General features: G+C 45.9%; 10 protein-coding genes. 4 read left to right on the top strand and 6 right to left on the bottom strand.

What is annotated here, in order from left to right; translation table 11 throughout:
• From ACM0OW_RS24805 to rpsT, 5 genes are all read right to left on the bottom strand, one after another.
• Positions 1-4,046 (bottom strand): DNA-directed RNA polymerase subunit beta'' (locus ACM0OW_RS24805; protein ID WP_414553252.1); only part of this gene is annotated, 4,046 nt, incomplete at its 3' end.
• A gap of 256 nt (positions 4,047-4,302) precedes the next feature.
• Positions 4,303-6,180, bottom strand: a complete 1,878-nt coding sequence (locus tag ACM0OW_RS24800) for a DNA-directed RNA polymerase subunit gamma (RefSeq protein ID WP_414553250.1) — start codon at positions 6,178-6,180, stop codon at positions 4,303-4,305.
• Between the two features lie 188 nt (positions 6,181-6,368).
• On the bottom strand, positions 6,369-9,668 hold the full coding sequence (gene rpoB / locus ACM0OW_RS24795; protein ID WP_414553248.1) for a DNA-directed RNA polymerase subunit beta: 3,300 nt from the start codon (positions 9,666-9,668) through the stop codon (positions 6,369-6,371).
• Positions 9,669-10,479: 811 nt separating this feature from the next.
• Positions 10,480-11,265 (bottom strand): TatD family hydrolase, encoded by a 786-nt coding sequence (locus ACM0OW_RS24790; protein WP_414553246.1) that lies wholly within the window; start codon positions 11,263-11,265, stop codon positions 10,480-10,482.
• Between the two features lie 132 nt (positions 11,266-11,397).
• Positions 11,398-11,694, bottom strand: coding sequence for a 30S ribosomal protein S20 (gene rpsT, locus ACM0OW_RS24785; RefSeq protein WP_414553244.1), 297 nt, complete (start codon positions 11,692-11,694; stop codon positions 11,398-11,400).
• A 592-nt stretch (positions 11,695-12,286) separates the two neighbouring features.
• On the opposite strand from rpsT, the gene hisD reads away from it, so the two are divergent.
• Complete coding sequence (gene hisD / locus ACM0OW_RS24780) at positions 12,287-13,588, top strand: histidinol dehydrogenase (protein ID WP_414553242.1); 1,302 nt, start codon at positions 12,287-12,289, stop codon at positions 13,586-13,588.
• A gap of 119 nt (positions 13,589-13,707) precedes the next feature.
• Complete coding sequence (locus tag ACM0OW_RS24775) at positions 13,708-14,136, top strand: universal stress protein (protein ID WP_414553240.1); 429 nt, start codon at positions 13,708-13,710, stop codon at positions 14,134-14,136.
• Positions 14,137-14,332: 196 nt separating this feature from the next.
• Here the strand turns inward: ACM0OW_RS24775 and ACM0OW_RS24770 are convergent, their stop codons facing one another.
• Positions 14,333-14,713: a hypothetical protein gene (locus tag ACM0OW_RS24770; RefSeq protein WP_414553238.1), complete on the bottom strand. Its 381-nt coding sequence runs from the start codon at positions 14,711-14,713 to the stop codon at positions 14,333-14,335.
• Positions 14,714-14,863: 150 nt separating this feature from the next.
• On the opposite strand from ACM0OW_RS24770, the gene hslO reads away from it, so the two are divergent.
• Complete coding sequence (gene hslO, locus ACM0OW_RS24765) at positions 14,864-15,769, top strand: Hsp33 family molecular chaperone HslO (RefSeq protein WP_414553236.1); 906 nt, start codon at positions 14,864-14,866, stop codon at positions 15,767-15,769.
• 154 nt (positions 15,770-15,923) lie between these two features.
• Complete coding sequence (locus tag ACM0OW_RS24760) at positions 15,924-17,966, top strand: chromosome segregation ATPase (RefSeq protein ID WP_414553234.1); 2,043 nt, start codon at positions 15,924-15,926, stop codon at positions 17,964-17,966.
• Positions 17,967-18,312 lie beyond the last annotated feature (346 nt).

The following is an 18,312-nucleotide window of genomic DNA, read 5'->3' as shown; positions in this document are numbered from 1 at the left end:
TCATCATCTTCATCTTCTTCTACGAGGTCGCTCACTTCATCAGCAATCAATTCATCATCTTCATCCAAAATAGGTCTTTCGGTGCGTCGTTTGCGAGCATCGAGCGAAGCCGAAGTGCCAAATCCAGTTTCCGCCAACCCAGGAGAATCTAAATTGTAAGTGCGGGCTGTGCGGTCATCCAGCACCATATCCAATGGGTCATCAACTTCATCCAACACGGCACTGCTTTCCAAAGCCGCATATTCATCAATCGCCCCTGGTTCCTCATAGGTATTGTACCCAGTACCAGCCGGAATCAAGCGCCCGATAATTACGTTCTCCTTTAACCCCCGCAGCCAGTCAGATTTACCCTCAATGGCGGCTTCAGTTAATACCCGTGTTGTCTCTTGGAACGAAGCTGCCGAAATGAAGCTGTCAGTATTCAACGAAGCCTTAGTAATACCGAGAAGCACAGGGGTATATTGCGCCCTCGCTCCGCCAGTAATCGCCATCGCCTCATTCACCTGCTCCACTTGACGCAGTTCCACCAACTCCCCAGGCAACATGGTAGTATCTCCACCATCATCAATCCTCACCTTATTGGTCATCTGGCGGACAATCACCTCAATGTGTTTGTCAGAAATCTCAATCCCCTGGGACTGATACACCATCTGCACTTCATTCACCAAGAAGGTCTGCACCTTCTGTAAAGCATGGCTGGCACAAGCATAAACCCCATCCTCAGAACCCAGGCTAAAGAATACCTCTAAAATTTCATGGGGGTTCGATGGTCCATCACTCAACGGTTCACCCGCCGAAATCATCGAGCCATCCGGCATCATCAGATTCTGTCCAGGTCCCAAAGGATAATCAGTCACCACACCATTAGGTTCAATCACCTTAGCAGCGATCGCTTCATCACCACCTTCAGCATAAACCACCTTCAGTTCACCAGAGCGCTTGGCTAAAATACAAGCTTCCTTGGGTTTACGAGCTTCCAACAACTCCTCAATCCGAGGCAACCCTTGAATAATGTCTCCGGTTTTCGCTCTTTCAAACACCAACAGCACCAAATTATCGCCCCGTTGTACCAAATCCCCATCTTCGATTTGCAACACAGCCCCAGGGCTGACTCGGTAGGGACGACCAACACGGATATTGATGGCATATTGTTGAGCAGTCAGCGCCGATTCCCCAGCCGCCGACCCAGCCGGATGATTAATCACCTCCAACACTTGCCCAGAGTCCTCAGCAAAGATTCCCGGAGCGATTTCTGCACCTTCTACCAACAAATCACCCCTCTTCACCGTCGGTTGAGCGCTAGTAGTCATGGTGATTTTGTCGCTATCGCGCAACACCAAACAACGACGCACGGCTTCAGTGTCAGTTCGCACACCCCGAACTATCCCCCCTTCTTTACCCAAAATTTGAGTCCGGGCTACCACAGACCCAGGAGCGATACTGTCTCCATCCTCCACTTCCAAACTAGTTTCGGTACTGCCTTGGGTAGCATCCGCCGTAATATCTCGACGAATTACCAAAGATTCCAAAATTACCAACTGCAAGCGTTGAATTTCGGAATTTTCCGTATCCTCCACCAACTCAATATCAGCAGCCAAAGGCGAAGCAGTATGGTCTTGTTCCCCATCCTGTTCAATTTCCAGCACTAGCTGAGTCCGCAACAGTTCTACACCATCCACAGACTTCACCCGTTCTGAATCCTTATAAGGCAGACGCTGTACAGCCCGCATTTGAATCGAACGTCCGGTTTGTTGACTAATAGATGTAGTGGATGGCACATCTGGGTTATTGGGGACAGCAAATTCCACCACCGGACGGCTCAACAAGGCTGGCCCCTCAGTTGATTCCACATATTGGATGTAGCGTAACTCTGTGGCCACAACGCCTTGGAACTCCTCACCAGGTTGGACAAAGGTATTATCCCTTCCCATCACCGCCTCTGGATCATCCACCATCAGCAGTTCCCCAGGCTTGACCACAACTTCCCGCAGGATGTCATTTTTCTGAGTAACTTCAATCACCCCACTGTTTTGGCAGAAGATATCCTTCACCACCTCGGTGCCGGCTTCCACAAACTGCCCATCTTCCACCAACAGCAAAGAAATATCCTTATTCACTTCGTGGGTTTCTTCGGGAATCCACAGCAAAGTCCCACCCTGGACTACTTCATAACCCAGCTTGGCTTTACCTTTCTTCTGGACTTCCACACCCCCAAACTTCAGGAATCCCCCAGTATTAGTGCGGTAGCGCTCATCAATCAACTCCGCCACCACTTGACCATTCTGCACCTTCGTGCCAGGAGTTGCCCGGAGGTTAAACACCTGATTATTGCCAGTAGTAATCAAATAGTGGTTACGACCTTGAGAACTTTCCACAGTCACTGTAGCTTGGTCTAAGACCACAGAAGCCGTGATAATTTCAATTTCTCTGGTACTCTTACCTGGGGTAGCCTCTGGCAAACGCACCACACCACCATGCACACTAGTTAACTTGGTTTCTGCCAAAACTCCATTTTCGGCAACTTGGTCGCCATTTTTCACCACCAATTCCGCACCAGGAGGCAAGTTATAAACTTCCCCAGACAGCACCCAAATCAAACCACCCCGTGCGGCTGTAGTTGTAGTATTCCCCTGACGGTCAGTTTTTTGTTCTGGAACCACATCAGCAAACCGCACCTCTCCCGCCAAATTAGAAGCCACATCTTTGACGGCTTTTTCGGTATTTGTCCGAGTTGTGCGTCCACCCAGAGCCACCTCTGCCAATAACTGCCCGATTTTTACCTGCTGTCCTTCATGGACATAGAGTGTAGAACCTTGAGTTACATGAATCTCTTGATGTTCTTTATCCCCAGAACCGTCTTTTTTCGGCTCCAAGTTAATGATGCCATTTGCCTCTACATAGAGAGCATCTTCCCCGTGGCGAGTGCGATAGGTTCTCGTTCTGAGTTTCCGGGGTAAACGAATTGTGCCTTCTGTTTTAGAACGGACTTGCTGCGCCACTTCCCCAGTAAACACACCCCCAGTGTGGAAAGTCCGCATGGTCAACTGCGTACCTGGTTCACCGATACTTTGAGCCGCAATAATCCCCACAGCCTCGCCCAAATCCACCATCTTGGCGTGGGCTAAACTCCAGCCGTAGCAGTGCTGACACACCGAACGCGCCGCTTCACAAGTCAGAGGCGATCGCGTCACCACTTGAGTCACTCCCGCTTTCTGAATTTCTATAGCCAAGTCATCAGAAATTGGCGTATTCCGGGCAGCAATCACTTCCTTGGTGGTGGGATGGATCACATCCTCAGCCACTACTCGTCCCAGTAAGCGTTGCGCCAGGGGAATCAAGATTTTGCCCCCTTCGGTCATCGCCCGCACTGGAATGCCTCTAGTCGTCCCGCAGTCAAACTCCCGAATAATTACATCCTGGGATACATCCACCAGACGACGGGTGAGATAACCAGAGTCAGCAGTCCGCAATGCTGTATCTACCAACCCTTTCCGCGCACCGTAAGAGGAAATAATATACTCGGTGACAGTCAGACCTTCGCGGAAATTGGTTTTAATGGGTAAGTCAATAATTTCCCCTTGGGGATCTGCCATTAGCCCCCGCATCCCCACCAACTGCCGCACCTGAGAGATATTACCCCGCGCCCCAGAGAACGCCATCATGTACACCGAGTTCAGAGGGTCAGTTTTCTTAAAGTGAACGACTACCTCATCCTTGAGCGCTTCACTCGTACCATTCCAAGTATCAATTACCTTTTGGAAACGTTCCACCTCAGTAATTTCGCCCCGTTGGTAACGAGTTTCCGTTGCCAGAATTTCCTCCTCTGCTGCCTCCAGGAGCGATCGCTTAGTGGGCGGAATCATCAAATCATCCACACTAATAGAAACCCCAGCTTTGGTGGCGTAGCGAAAACCCAACTCCTTCAACTTATCTGCCATCACAGCAGTCCGCGCCGTACCATAATGGGTAAACGCCCAGGAAATTAACTTTCTCAGTTGACTCTTATCAACCACCCGATTGCGAAAAACAGCCTTTTCCTTAGTCATTAATTATTAGTCCTTAATAGTTCGTAATTCGTAATTCGTAATTCGGTAATTCGTAATTCGGTAATTCGTAATTCGTAATTCGTAGTTCGTAATTCGTAATTCGTAATTCCGTAATTCCATAGTTTTGTCAGTAATTCCTCTTGGGGAAGAGCTACACTCTCAGCACAGCTATGCCGCAGGCTTTACGTAATTCGTAATTCTTTAACTACGAATTACGTTCGCGTAGCGTGCCGGAGGCTCTATTAGAAATTACGAATTAAACAGCTAGTGCTTCCTGAATAGCATTGTTGTAAATAACCCGACCAGGCGTAGTATGTACATACTGAGAAATTAAATTCCCTTGGGCATCTTCTCTGATGCGGCGGTATTTATACAGCAAAGTCCGAGTTCCATCAGCATTTTCGGTAACTTCCAGAGGTTCCTTCTCTGGTTCGTCAGATTCCACCTCACCGTCATACCGCACATAGACGTAAGCGTGTAAATCCACCTGGTCTTGCTGGAAAGCCATAATTACATCTTCCATCGACGCATAAAAATTACCAGTACCTTTTTTAGCACCAGGGTTTTCCGCCGTTAAGTAATATGCTCCCAACACCATATCTTGGCTAGGTGTAATAATTGGTCTACCCGTAGCTGGAGACAAAACATTATTAGAAGCCAGCATCAACAACCGGGCTTCTGCCTGACTTTCTAAAGACAAAGGCACGTGTACCGCCATTTGGTCGCCATCAAAGTCAGCGTTAAAAGCTGGACATACCAACGGGTGTAATTGAATTGCTCTTCCTTCCACCAAAACCGGTTCAAAAGCCTGAATGCCCAAACGGTGCAGCGTTGGCGCACGGTTGAGCATGACTGGGTGTCCTTCAATTACTTCTTCTAGCACATCCCACACACTGGGGTCATTGCGAGAAATCAACTTCTTAGCAGCTTTGATATTATTCACCATGCCGCTCCGAATCAGGCGATTAATCACAAAGGGCTGAAATAACTCAATAGCCATTTCTCTGGGCAAACCGCACTGGTGAATTTTCAGCTTCGGTCCCACCACAATCACCGAACGTCCCGAATAGTCAACCCGTTTACCCAACAAGTTTTGCCGGAACCGTCCTTGTTTACCCTCAATAATGTCAGACAAAGACTTCAGGGGTCGGTTATTTGCCCCGACTACCGTCCGTCCCCGACGACCATTATCAATCAAAGCATCCACCGCTTCTTGCAGCATCCGCTTTTCGTTCCGCACAATAATCTCCGGTGCGAGAATCTCTTGCAGACGCGCCAAACGGTTATTCCGGTTAATTACCCGGCGATACAAATCATTTAAATCACTGGTGGCAAATCGTCCACCATCGAGCTGTACCATTGGGCGCAGGTCAGGAGGAATCACCGGAATCACTGCCATCACCATCCACTCTGGTTTAGAACCAGTCGCGATGAAGTTGTCTATTACCCGGAGTCGTTTAATCAGTTTGGCTCGCTTCTGTCCTTTGGCATTACCGATTTCCTCGCGCAGGTTTTCGGCTTCTTGCTCTAAATTAATATCAGCCAGCAAACGCAGTAGTGCTTCTGCACCAATGCCTACTTCTACTCCCTGCAACAGAGAATCTTCACTATATATTTGGTCTTCAATTTCCAACCACTGGTCTTCACTGAGTAGCTGTTTGTAGCTTAATGTGTCCGCATTACCAGGACTCAGGACAACATAAGAGTTGAAATAGACTATCTGTTCCACATCCCGCAAAGGCATATCCAGCAGAATAGAAATGTAGCTCGGAATACCTTTGAGATACCAAACGTGGGCGACTGGGGCAGCGAGTTTAATGTACCCCATGCGGTGACGACGCACCCGCGACTCGGTGACTTCTACACCACAGCGTTCGCAGACAATACCACGGTGACGGACTCTCTTATACTTACCACAATGGCATTCCCAGTCCTTCGCCGGGCCAAAGATGCGCTCACAAAATAAGCCGTCCATCTCTGGCTTCAGAGTCCGGTAATTAATTGTCTCTGGCTTGGTAACTTCACCAACTAGCTGACCATTAGGTAAAGTGCGCTCACCCCACTGCCTGATGCGTTCCGGTGATGCCAAGCCGATTTTAACGTAGTCAAACTGATTAGTTTGGGCGGGTCTCATAATTAATGCCTCCTCCAGAGGAGCTTCGCTAACGTAATTCGTAATTCGTAATATTTCCTACGGAAACGCTGCGCGAACGCTTCAGCGATACGTAATTAACAATCGGGATGGGAACTGGGGAATAAACATTCTGGTATAAGCCCAAAAGCTTCCCCCCTGCTCCCTGCTCCCCTGCTTCTTCTTCTTCCCTACTCTTCCTCTTCTAGCGATTCGCGGGAGAGAGATTCGTAGGTTGGCCGAGGAGGTGTCCGTCTGGCTGATTGGTCTGCCATTAAATCGACTTCCACATCTAAGGAACTACCATCGGTTTGGGTTTCTACCTTGTGTACTGCAATGTCTAATCCTAATGATTGCAGTTCTCGCATTAGCACCTTAAAGGACTCTGGTGTTCCTGGTCGAGGAATTGACTTGCCTTTAACGATCGCATTTAGGGCTTCATTCCGCCCTTGCATATCGTCTGATTTCACAGTCAGCAATTCCTGCAAGGTGTAAGCTGCACCAAAGGCTTCCAAAGCCCACACTTCCATTTCCCCAAAGCGCTGACCACCTTGTTGTGCTTTACCACCCAAGGGTTGCTGAGTTACCAGCGAGTATGGCCCTGTGGAACGAGCGTGAATCTTGTCGTCAACCAAATGCACCAGCTTGAGAATATAAGCTACGCCTACAGTTATCGGTCGGTCAAAGGGTTCGCCTGTACGACCATCAAACACCATGATTTTGCCAGGGTTATCGGGGTTGTATACCCAGTCTTTGCCTGTTTCGTCCCGTGCTTCTTGCAATTTGCCATGTACAAGGCTGCGGGATGTTTCTTCCCCATACATTTCGTCAAAGGGAGTAATTTTAAACCGGACTCCCAAAGTATGAGCAGCCCAGCCCAACATACACTCAAATACCTGTCCGACGTTCATCCGGCTAGGTACACCCAAGGGGTTTAGCACAATGTCTACTGTGGAACCATCTGCTAAGTAAGGCATATCTTCTACTGGTAATATCCGAGAAATAATCCCTTTATTACCGTGACGACCTGCCATTTTGTCGCCTACTTGGATTTTGCGTTTCTGGGCTACATACACCCGCACCACCATGTTGGCTCCCGGTGGTAATTCATCGCCTTGTTCACGGGTAAATAAACGCACGTCAACGACGCGTCCTTTTTCACCGTTGGGAACTCGTAAGGAGTTGTCCCTTACATCTCGCGCTTTTTCACCAAAGATGGCACGTAAGAGTTTTTCTTCTGGTGGTTGGTCAGATTCACCTTTTGGTGTAACTTTTCCTACCAGAATGTCTCCAGCTTCTACCCAAGCACCAATGCGGATAATTCCCTGTTCATCTAACTGACGCAGAGCATCTTCCCCCACGTTGGGAATTTCTCTGGTAATTTCTTCTGGGCCAAGTTTGGTTTGTCTAGCTTCAATTTCATATTTTTCAATGTGAATCGAGGTGTAGACATCATCTTGTACCAGTCTTTCGGAAATCAAAATCGCGTCTTCGTAGTTATACCCTTCCCAAGGCATATAGGCGAGGACAATATTTTGACCCAAGGCTAATTCACCGCCTTCAGTGGCTGAACCATCAGCTAACACTTGACCAGCAACTACTCGCTCACCGATGCGGACGAGGGGTTTTTGATTTAAACAAGTGTCTTGGTTGGATCTTTGGTATTTAGAAAGCCGATACCTAATTTCTGAGTTACTGCCTTTGGGACGGACACGAATTTCTGTAGCATCCACATAAGTAACATCGCCATCGGTACGGGAGACAACCACCATTCCGGAGTCTCTCGCGCCTTGGGCTTCTAAACCAGTACCGACCAAAGGGCGCTCCGGCTTCAGCAGGGGTACTGCTTGCCGTTGCATATTGGAACCCATCAGCGCTCGGTTAGCGTCATCATGTTCCAAAAAGGGAATCATGCTGGTAGCTACCGATACAATTTGCACTGGGGATACGGCTACGTAGTCTACTTGTTCAGGCGTTGTTGTAGCCCAGTCTTGGCGATAACGCACCGGCACTTGCGGTCCTTTAATGTAGCCATTCTCATCAACGGGAATGTCACCTGTGGCAGTCCGCAAATCGTCTTCTTCGTCGGCTGTCATGTAGACAGGCGGTAAGTCAAACCGCACTCGACCATTTTCTACTGGTCTAAAGGGGGTTTCTAAGAATCCATAGAGGTTGACTCGCGCATGGGTGGCTAAGGAACCAATCAAACCGGCATTAGGGCCTTCTGGGGTCTCAATGGGGCAAATTCTGCCGTAGTGAGAGGGGTGAATATCTCGCACGGCAAATCCGGCACGTTCACGAGTTAAACCACCGGGACCAAGGGCGCTGAGACGGCGTTTGTGGGTCAGTTCTGCTAAGGGATTGGTTTGATCCATGAACTGACTTAATTGGCTAGAACCAAAGAATTCTTTGATTGCTGCTACCAATGGTTTGGGGTTGACTAAGGAGGCTGGGGTTAAAACTTCGGCATCGGATACGGTCATGCGTTCGCGAATAATCCGCTCTAGACGGTTTAAGCCGACTCTGACTTGGTTTTGCAGTAGTTCGCCGACGCTTCTCACCCGACGATTACCTAAGTGGTCAATATCATCGATGTTGCCGATGTCATATTCCAGGTTAATCAGGTAATCAACTGCGGCTAATATGTCCCCAGGTGTTAGCACGCGCATGGTGTCGGGAACAGACAGCCGTAATTTTTTATTGAGTTTATAACGACCAACACGACCGAGGTCATAACGTTTGGGGTCAAAGAAGCGGGAGTCTAATAGCTGTTGTCCACCTAATACTGTGGGTGGTTCACCGGGTCTTAATTTCCGGTACAATTCCAAGAGTGCTTCTTCTTCGGAAAATTGCCCTTCTTTTTCGATGGTTTTTTGGAAATATTCAGGGTGGCGCAGGGCATCAAATATTTCGTTGTCTGATAAGCCGAGGGCTTTTAATAGTACCTGGGCTGAGAGTTTACGGGTTTTGTCGATACGAACCCACACCAAATCGTTACGGTCTGTTTCAAATTTCAGCCAAGCGCCCCGGTTAGGGATTAAGCTAGCTGAATAAGTCCGCCGTCCGTTTTTGTCGATTTCTGATTTATAGTAAACTCCAGGCGATCGCACTATCTGGTTGACAATTACCCGTTCGGCTCCGTTAATAATAAACGTGCCTCGGTCTGTCATTAAGGGCAGATCCCCAATAAATACTTCTTGTTCTTTAATATCCCCTGTTTCTTTATTTAACAGCCGGGTGGGAACATACATTTGTACAGCATAGGTACTATCTCGCCGTTTAGATTCCTCAACGCTGTATTTTGGTTCTTTAAGTTTGTAGTTGTTACCTAAAAAGTGCAGTTCTAGTTTGCCTGTGTAGTCTGTGATGGGACTAAAGGAGTTGAGTTCTTCTATCAGCCCTTCTTCTAGAAACCAGCGAAAACTTGCACGCTGAATTTCAATCAAATCTGGCAATAAAAAGGCGGATTCCATATATGTATCTGTAGTCATGCCTTTACCTTCATCAACCTGGTTAAACTTTTTTTGAGGACACTGCTGAATTTTCTGTTTTTTTGGCTTGTTCCCTGAGCCAGTGTTTTGTGTCCATAACTATTTGGGAACTTCTCTTGATTTATGCCTTATGCTATTTCTAGGTCTAGGGCTAACGCCGCTATTGAAGCTGCCAAGAGAGATTTTGGCAAGGGGGGTAATCGCCCTTTTTTTCTTTCAAAGTGCGTTAAAATCCAGATATTAAGTTGATTTATCAACAGTATTTGGCTGAAACATTGATGAATTTGTTGTGCTTTCCTCACTTCCCCTCCCATGAGTTTTATTACTGCCTAGAATTTTCTAGACTATTTGTGTCGTCAATTTACCGTCTATACTTACGGTAGTTTCCTCAGACACGGGGAAAGAGCCGCATATTGTTTCGGCTCTGATTTGTAACTGCGGGCTTGATTTTGGTGGGTTTTGCTCACAAGATAATTTACGTTTAACAATTTTCTATAGGTATAGGTTAAGTGGGGTAGGCGCGCAAGGCCTTGTGTCCCTACTTTTTGGCCAAAGTCTCGGTGACTGTCCGATCCTGACATCAGTCGTAAATTCCGAACATCCGCTTGTGGAGATGAGGTGGATGATCAATTTGATAACCGTACAAAATCAATTTTAAAAGTTTTTAGTTCTTTCCTTTTTCATTATGACGTATTTAAATTCTTTTGGAGGGATTAATTTTAGCATAATTCTGTCCTCCTAGAGTTTAATTTTTTCAGCAATCCACTGTGGCGAGATTCTGTGTCTACCATCAGACAAAGATGACCAGAGTTTATAGTGCTAATCCAAATAATTCACAAGCATTTTTTGTGGTTTGAGCAGCGATCGCCTCTAATGTCTCACCACGCAAATGAGCTACTTGTTCGGCTACATAACGAACATAGGCTGGTTCATTGCGTTTTTCACCCCGTTTGGGGACTGGAGACAGAAAAGGGCAATCTGTTTCAATTAGCAGGCGATCGCTTGTTACCATTGCGGCTGAGGCTTGGATAGCTTTAGCGTTTTTGAATGTTACCGTCCCGCTAAAACTAATGTAGAAGCCTAAGTCTAGAAACCATTGGGTTTCCTCTGGTGTACCGCCCCAACAATGCATGACACCTCTAGGGGTTTGTCCTGTGTTCTCCTGCCATTTTTGCAGAATTTTCCTCACTTCTGGGGCTGCATCACGACAATGGATAATCACTGGTAAATTCAGTTCACAGGCGATCGCTAGTTGGGCTTCAAAGGCTATGCGCTGAACTGCATAGTTATCGGCTTTGTAAAGATCCATACCCATTTCCCCAATCGCTACCACTTTCGGTTCGGATCTAGCCAAAGATTTGATTTCTGCGGCTGTCTCGCTGTGCCATTTTTCCACATCTAAGGGATGTAACCCAACAGCAAAGCTGAGTTCGGGAAACTGGTGGGCGAGGGATTGAATACTAGAAAATTCTGATGGTTCGACGCAGGAATGTACAAGGCGTACTACACCCGCTTCTTGCCATCGCGATCGCACTGTGGCTAAATCCGGCTGAAAGGTATCAAAGTTAATGTGGACGTGAGTATCAATCAGCTGCATTGTAGTTATCAGTCATGAGTCAGTTGCTAGCACTGAGCGCAGTCGAAGTGAGCGAAGCCGAAGTTTCATGATTTAGTGAGCAGTAATCAGTCATACACGAATATATTTACTGATTACTAAACAGCTTAACTACTAAGCCGATGCTGGAGCCAGTGGCTTGAGCTTACGAGCCAACCTCGATTTTTTTCGAGCGCCATTATTTGGATGGAGAACACCCCGTTTTACAGCTTTATCAATTTTGCTAACTGCCTCAGACAGGCGCACCTGTACTTCTTTTTCTAATTCTGAGTTAGGATTAGCTGCATAGACATCTACTGCACTAAAGTATTTTTTCATCAGCGTTCTTACTGCTGATTTGTAAGCTTTGTTACGCAAACGATTGCGTTCTCCGATTTGGGCGCGTTTGAGAGCAGATTTTGTATTCGCCACGGTCAATTCCAAAAATATTATTAATATGTACACACACTACTAGACTTACTAATATAGCATTCATCCTGCCAATGTCAGAATTTATTAAAAAAGTTTCTGTTTGGGTGCAGGGTGCAGGGGGGAGAAGAAGGTAACTTCCTCATGACTAATGACATTGGGCGTGCAATCAGTTGAGAAAATGCGTTAGAATAAGTTACTTCGATTGAATGTTAGCGACTAAAGTAGAAAAATACGTAAAAAATATACTCAGACCCTATTCCACCTTCTTGTTCAAGGCAACTGGATGTGCAAATATGTCACCAGGAAACCCGCAAGGAGTTTAGGCTAGGTTGTAAGGGTTGGGGGTATTGGCCACCTTCTCCCTGCCGTGTACCAAAGAGCTTCCCTCCAGGGTGGGCTAACTAGGTGAATCGGACTGAGCAATCATAGTCACCTTCTCAAGCAACCTATATGCTGGCAGCCTTGGAAGTATCAAAAAAATCCGGGTTAAGCTAGAGAAGAGAATTAGAATTAGCTCAACAACCTCATTGGTTAAAAGTTAAGACTGATTCTCAGGCGGGAATATTCTAAATTTTGGCATTCTCCTTACTCCATGCTGCGAATCATTACTCAGCAGGCAGATGTTGTATCAGAACTACAACGTATCTGCAATCGTACTCACGATGAACACGTGCTTCACAAAGAAGCAACTGTGCGCGAAGTATTGCAAGCAGTGCAGCGCCAAGGCGACAAAGCTGTTTTGCATTATACAGCTGAATTCGATAACCAAACTCTCAAATCAGAGGAATTGCGTGTTACCGGGTCGGAAATGGATGCAGCCTACCAACAGGTATCCAAGGAGCTACTTCAGGCGATTCAGTTGGCTAGCCGCCAAATTGAAGCGTTTCACCGTCAGCGTGTCCCGAAAAGTTGGGTACACTTTGGCGATGATGATGTGGTTCTGGGCAAACGCTATACTCCTGTAGATTGTGCAGGGTTATATGTGCCTGGTGGTCGGGCTATCTATCCCAGTACTGTACTGATGAATGCTATTCCGGCTAAGGTGGCTGGTGTGCCTCGTGTGGTGATGGTGACACCTCCTGGTGCGAGGAAAGCGCTGAATCCAGCTGTTTTGGTAGCTGCACAAGAAGCAGGGATACAAGAAATTTACCGTGTTGGGGGGGCGCAAGCGATCGCTGCTTTGGCTTATGGTACAGAAACAATTCCTAAAGTAGATGTAATTACTGGTCCCGGCAATATTTATGTTACTTTAGCCAAAAAATTGGTCTATGGCACTGTCGGCATTGATTCCTTAGCAGGGCCGAGTGAAGTGTTAATTATTGCCGATGAAACGGCAAATCCTGTAAATGTGGCGGCTGATTTGTTGGCGCAAGCTGAACATGATCCTATGGCCGCAGCTATTTTGTTGACCACTGACACTGCTTTAGCTAAAAATGTGCAAGTAGCGGTGGAAAGACAATTAGTTGATCATCCCCGACGAATAGACACAGAGAAAGCGATCGCTCACTATGGCTTAATTGTTGTTATAGAATCTTTGTCAGCAGCAGCAGCATTTTCCAATGAATTTGCCCCCGAACACTTAGAGTTAGAAGTTAAAGATCCTTGGGCATTACTTCCCGATATTCGCCACGCCGGGGCAATATTCTTGGGCTATTCTACACCAGAAGCTGTAGGAGACTATGTAGCAGGGCCTAACCACACCTTGCCGACTTCCGGTGCTGCTCGTTATGCTTCACCTTTAGGAGTGGAAACCTTTCTCAAACATTCTAGTATTATTCAATACTCACCTACTGCACTGCAAAAGGTAGCTGGGGCAATTGACGCGCTAGCAACAGTCGAGGGCTTACCGTCTCATAAAGATTCAGTCAGACGCAGAATTCAGCAGGAAGAGTGATGAAGAATGCTGAGTTCTGAGTATGATGAGTTCTGAGTATAAATCCAGCTAGGCTGTAACTGCTAACAACTTGTATTAAATACAAATATTAAAGGGGTCTACCTTTGAGGAGATGAGTGGTGCTAAAAAATGTTTTGGTAGCTCTTGACGGGTCGGAAATTGTAGAACGAGTTATTCAAAGTTTAAATGATTTGGTGTTGGCTAGTGATGCCAAAGTCATTCTCTGTCATGTGTTTCCTACACCTGTCTCAGAGAGGGAACTACCCGCAGACCGCCCTCAAACAGAATCTTCTAAGTTTCCTGATTTTCATATTGAAAAACAACTGTTAAGTTATAAAGAAAAGTTATCATTCAACAGTGAATTAGAGTTGGCAACAGGTGAGCCGGCGGTGGAAATTATTCGGATTGCCAATATTTACAAGGCTGATTTAATTATTATTGGCAGTCGTGGGTTAGTGGGGATGAAGCGAATTGTCTTGGGTTCTGTCAGCACACAAGTAGTGGAAGAAGCGAATTGTTCGGTTTTGGTGGTCAAACCAACTTCTTGAGTGCTGAAATGGCGGTTAGATTTCGTTTCTCAACCCAACGCCAAAAATTTTCGATTTTGTTGGGTTTGATTGCTTAATGATGATGGTGGGTTACGGACTACCGTCCTAACCCACCCTACAAATTGGGAATTTTTTTATTTGTTGGATGTAGGTTGGGTTTGGTTACGTCAACCCGTTTATACTCAGCCCTCCCGACTCAGGAGTTTCCCAAAAACTGGCGCAAACTCAGCAAATTCAAGGTTTGACCTAAGTTGAGGGGTAGAATGGAAATTCCCTCTAAGCGGGACTGCACCCAACCTTCTCCCCAGTACCATTCATGAAAGCCATCAATACCTCCACTGAGTAGCAACCGGAGACAGTTGGGTTTTGCCACTTCTACTTGATGATGAATTGAAATTGGCCCAGTCCAGGTTGTAAACTGAAACCCAGTATGCAGTTCTTCTGGCATTCCGGGGGCGAAACTTTGCCCTACAAGCCATTTGGCTAGATTTTCAGGCTGTTGCAAACTATCACGAATCGCACTGGCAGAGGCGGTGATTTCTATCCGTAGTTGACTTTGTTGAAAGTTACCTAGCATTTTTTAATAATTGTTTAAAGGTCAGGGCTGACTTTTAGTGCGTTGTAGTTCTAGTATTGCAAATACAATCACGAATCACAGTGTAGTTTTTCTGCTAGATGAGAATTTAGAATAGAAAATGTAGACTTGTTAAGAAATGTAAGGTTTTTCATGGCTGACCAATTAATTCGTGCGACAGCTGCCGACGGTGGAATTCGTGCCGTAGGTGTGATTACTACTCGTTTAACAGAAGAAGCACGGCAACGTCACAAGTTGTCTTATGTGGCAACGGCTGCACTAGGGCGGAGTATGTCGGCGGGTTTATTAATGGCTTCTAGTATGAAGCGTCCTGGTTCTAGGGTTAATGTCCGGGTTAAGGGCGATGGGCCTTTGGGTGGTCTTTTGGTAGATGCTGGCTTGGATGGCACTGTACGTGGTTATGTGGCTAATCCCTCGGTGGAATTGCCTCCTAATGCAAAGGGTAAGCTCGACGTTGGTGGCGCTGTCGGTAATGGTTATCTGTACGTAGTGCGAGATATCGGTTATGGCTATCCTTACTCTAGTACGGTGGAACTAGTATCGGGGGAAATAGGCGACGATGTGGCTCATTACTTGGTTAGTTCTGAACAAACGCCTTCAGCTTTGGTTTTAGGGGTATTTGTAGGAGCAAGCGGTGTAACGGCTGCTGGTGGTTTGTTGGTGCAAGTTTTGCCGAAAGCTGCTAGAGATGAAGCTTTAGTGGAAATACTGGAATCACGGGTAGCTAGTTTGTCTGGGTTTACACCGTTATTACAACAGGGGAAGACGTTACCAGAAATTTTTAATGACTTATTAGGAGATATGGGTCTGTCAATATTTCCTGAACGTCAAATGTTGCGCTTCCACTGCGGCTGCTCTTTTGACCGTGTGCTAGGGGCATTGAAAATTCTGGGACAAGAGGAATTGCAAGACATGATTGTTAAAGATGATGGTGCTGAGGCAATTTGTGAGTTTTGCGGTGAAGTTTATCAGGCAAGTAGTAATGATTTGGCTCAGTTAATTGTGGATTTACAAACAGAATCTTCAGTTTCTGGCTAAAGTATAAACTAATACTAAAAAACCATAAAATTTATGCTATCTGTGGTCAGAGGATATTCAATCAAGTAGCTTTAAAATGATCAGGAAGTTACTATGGCAGCATCAGAATTATCAGCCTAGAAGAGATCGCTATTCAACTATTTTGGTGTGAGAGATGACAGAGAGGGATATTCCAGAAAGTTGGCCCCCATCCAGAGCCGGAGAGCCAGATGATATGACAAGATTATCCCGAACGCCACAATTCGGTGAGTCTCAAGCATTTGGTGTCTCGGCTACTGGTTCTACCTCTAAGTCCGTGAAGCAACAAAAACAAGACACTTCTGAATTACCTTTAAATCATCAGTCAGCAGAAACTAGTTTACCCCCTAGAAATTCTGGCAAATCCCGACGTTGGATGAAAAGCTGGGTTCTATGGGCATTAATGCTGACATTCATTCCTGGCGGTGTGGGATTTGTGGCGATGGCAATGCTGCTGAAGCTACCAAACGCCCCCAGTTGTCCTGGGATTTCTCGACCTTTTGTGAGTGCTTCAGTCAAGTTACATTGCGCTCAGATATCAGCTTCTAAGCAGAATGTTAACGATTTACTGCAAGCGATCGCGATCGTAAGTAAAATATCAGACGATCACCCGTTGCGGGGCGAAATTGATCGTTACGTAAAGGAATGGTCACAGGATATTTTGCGGTTAGCCGACCAAAGTTTTCAGGCGGGAAATTTAGAGGAAGCGATCGCAACTGCGCGTAAGATACCTAATGAACTGCCGGCTTATGAATTAGTGGATGAGCAAATTACTGAATGGGAGAAAATTTGGTCTCAGGCGGAAGGTATATATCAAAATGCTGAAGGGGAATTACAAGAACGGCGTTGGCAATCAGCGTTTATGCTATCGGCTAGGTTACTGCGTGTAGATAATCAATACTGGTCAACTGTTAAGTATGATCAATTAAATAACTTGATTAACTCCGCTAGAGAAGATGGTGATAAGTTAGCAAATGCTGAACGTTTAGCAAATAGCAAAGTAGTAAATAATTTACTAGAAGCGATTAAAATATCTGAATCTATTAAATCAGAAAGCTACCTTTATGAAAAAGCGCAGGACTTGATTCCCCAAATTGGCCGAAAAATGCTGGATTTGGCACAGGCAAGTCTGGATAAACAAGATGCGGATACAGCTCTAGATATTGCGAGACAGATTCCAGAGAAGACTAGATTACAGGCAGAAGTAGAAGATTTTATATCTTTGACTGATGCCCAAAGAAATGCCTGGATTGGTACAGTATCTGGATTGGAAACAGCTATTTTTCAGGCACAACAAATTGATATTTCCCGGCCGACTTATGGTGAAGCGCAGCAGTTGATAGCTCGTTGGCAAATGGAAATTGAAGATGTGGCGCGGTTAGAAAAAGCCCGGACACTTGCCAGCCAAGGGACTATCGAATATTTAACAGCTGCAATTTCTGAAGTTCAAATGATTTCTTCTAGTAATCCCCGTGGTTCAGAAGCGAGGAAAGAAATTAACCGTTGGCGTAACCAAGTGGAGACTATTGAAGATAGACCTATTTTGGAACGCGCTCAACAACTGGCATGGCTAAATGATTTAAATTCGTTGCAAGCTGCCATATCTGAAGCTCGACAAATCCGCCGGGGTCGGGCTTTGTATTCTGAAGCACAGAGCAAAATTAGTACATGGACGGCAACTGTGCAGCGAATACAAGATCAGCCGTATTTAGATGAAGCCAGAATGATGGCGCGGAATGGCGATTTAACGGGTGCGATTAATACTGTTCAGCCAATTGTATCATCTGGGCGATCGCTTGCTGGTGAAGCTAGAAAGGCTATAGATGATTGGCAAGGGCAAATCCGTGCTAGAGAAAACTGGGGTAGAGCTACGCAGGTGGCTGCTGCTAGTACACCGGAAGCTTTGTCTCAGGCTATAGGACTGGCTGATAGGGTTCCCAGAAATAGCACTTTGCGGATGGATGCGAATATTGCTATTAATCAATGGAGTCAGCAATTGTTAGATATTGCCCGTTCTCAGGGTGAGGTTAATATTCCTCGTGCTATTGAGACGGCTAAGTTGATTCCTCGCAGTAGTTCTGTTTACAGTACGGCGCAACAGCAAATTCAAAATTGGCAGTATGTTCTCAATCCTGAACCTCAAGTATTTGAGCCTATTCTCCCGATTGTTGAGCAGTAATTTTTAATCAAACTTAATCAACCTTTTGCAAATTTTATTTTTGTGGGAGGTTGATTTTGTTTCAAGAATTAGTTTCGCGCAAAGGCGCAAAGGCGCAAAGCAAAGCAAATATCACAGGCGATTAGAAATCGCAGCTACACAAACGAAGTCCGCCTGCGCAGAATCTAGAAATTGAAATTTTGTTGTTTTAATCCCTGATAGGGATTATTAGTAATTGGAACAACTCATCTTATTTTGGAGGAACTATTAGTAAAATGGGTTTCAATCCCTGATAGGGATTATTAGTAATTGGAACCTGAAGGGGGGACAAAATCAGCTACAAGACAGACTCTATAAGCCTCATAGC

This window comes from Anabaena sp. CCY 0017 (assembly GCF_963920885.1).
GTDB lineage: Bacteria > Cyanobacteriota > Cyanobacteriia > Cyanobacteriales > Nostocaceae > Nodularia.
This window is presented reverse-complemented; position numbering and strand designations above follow the sequence as displayed.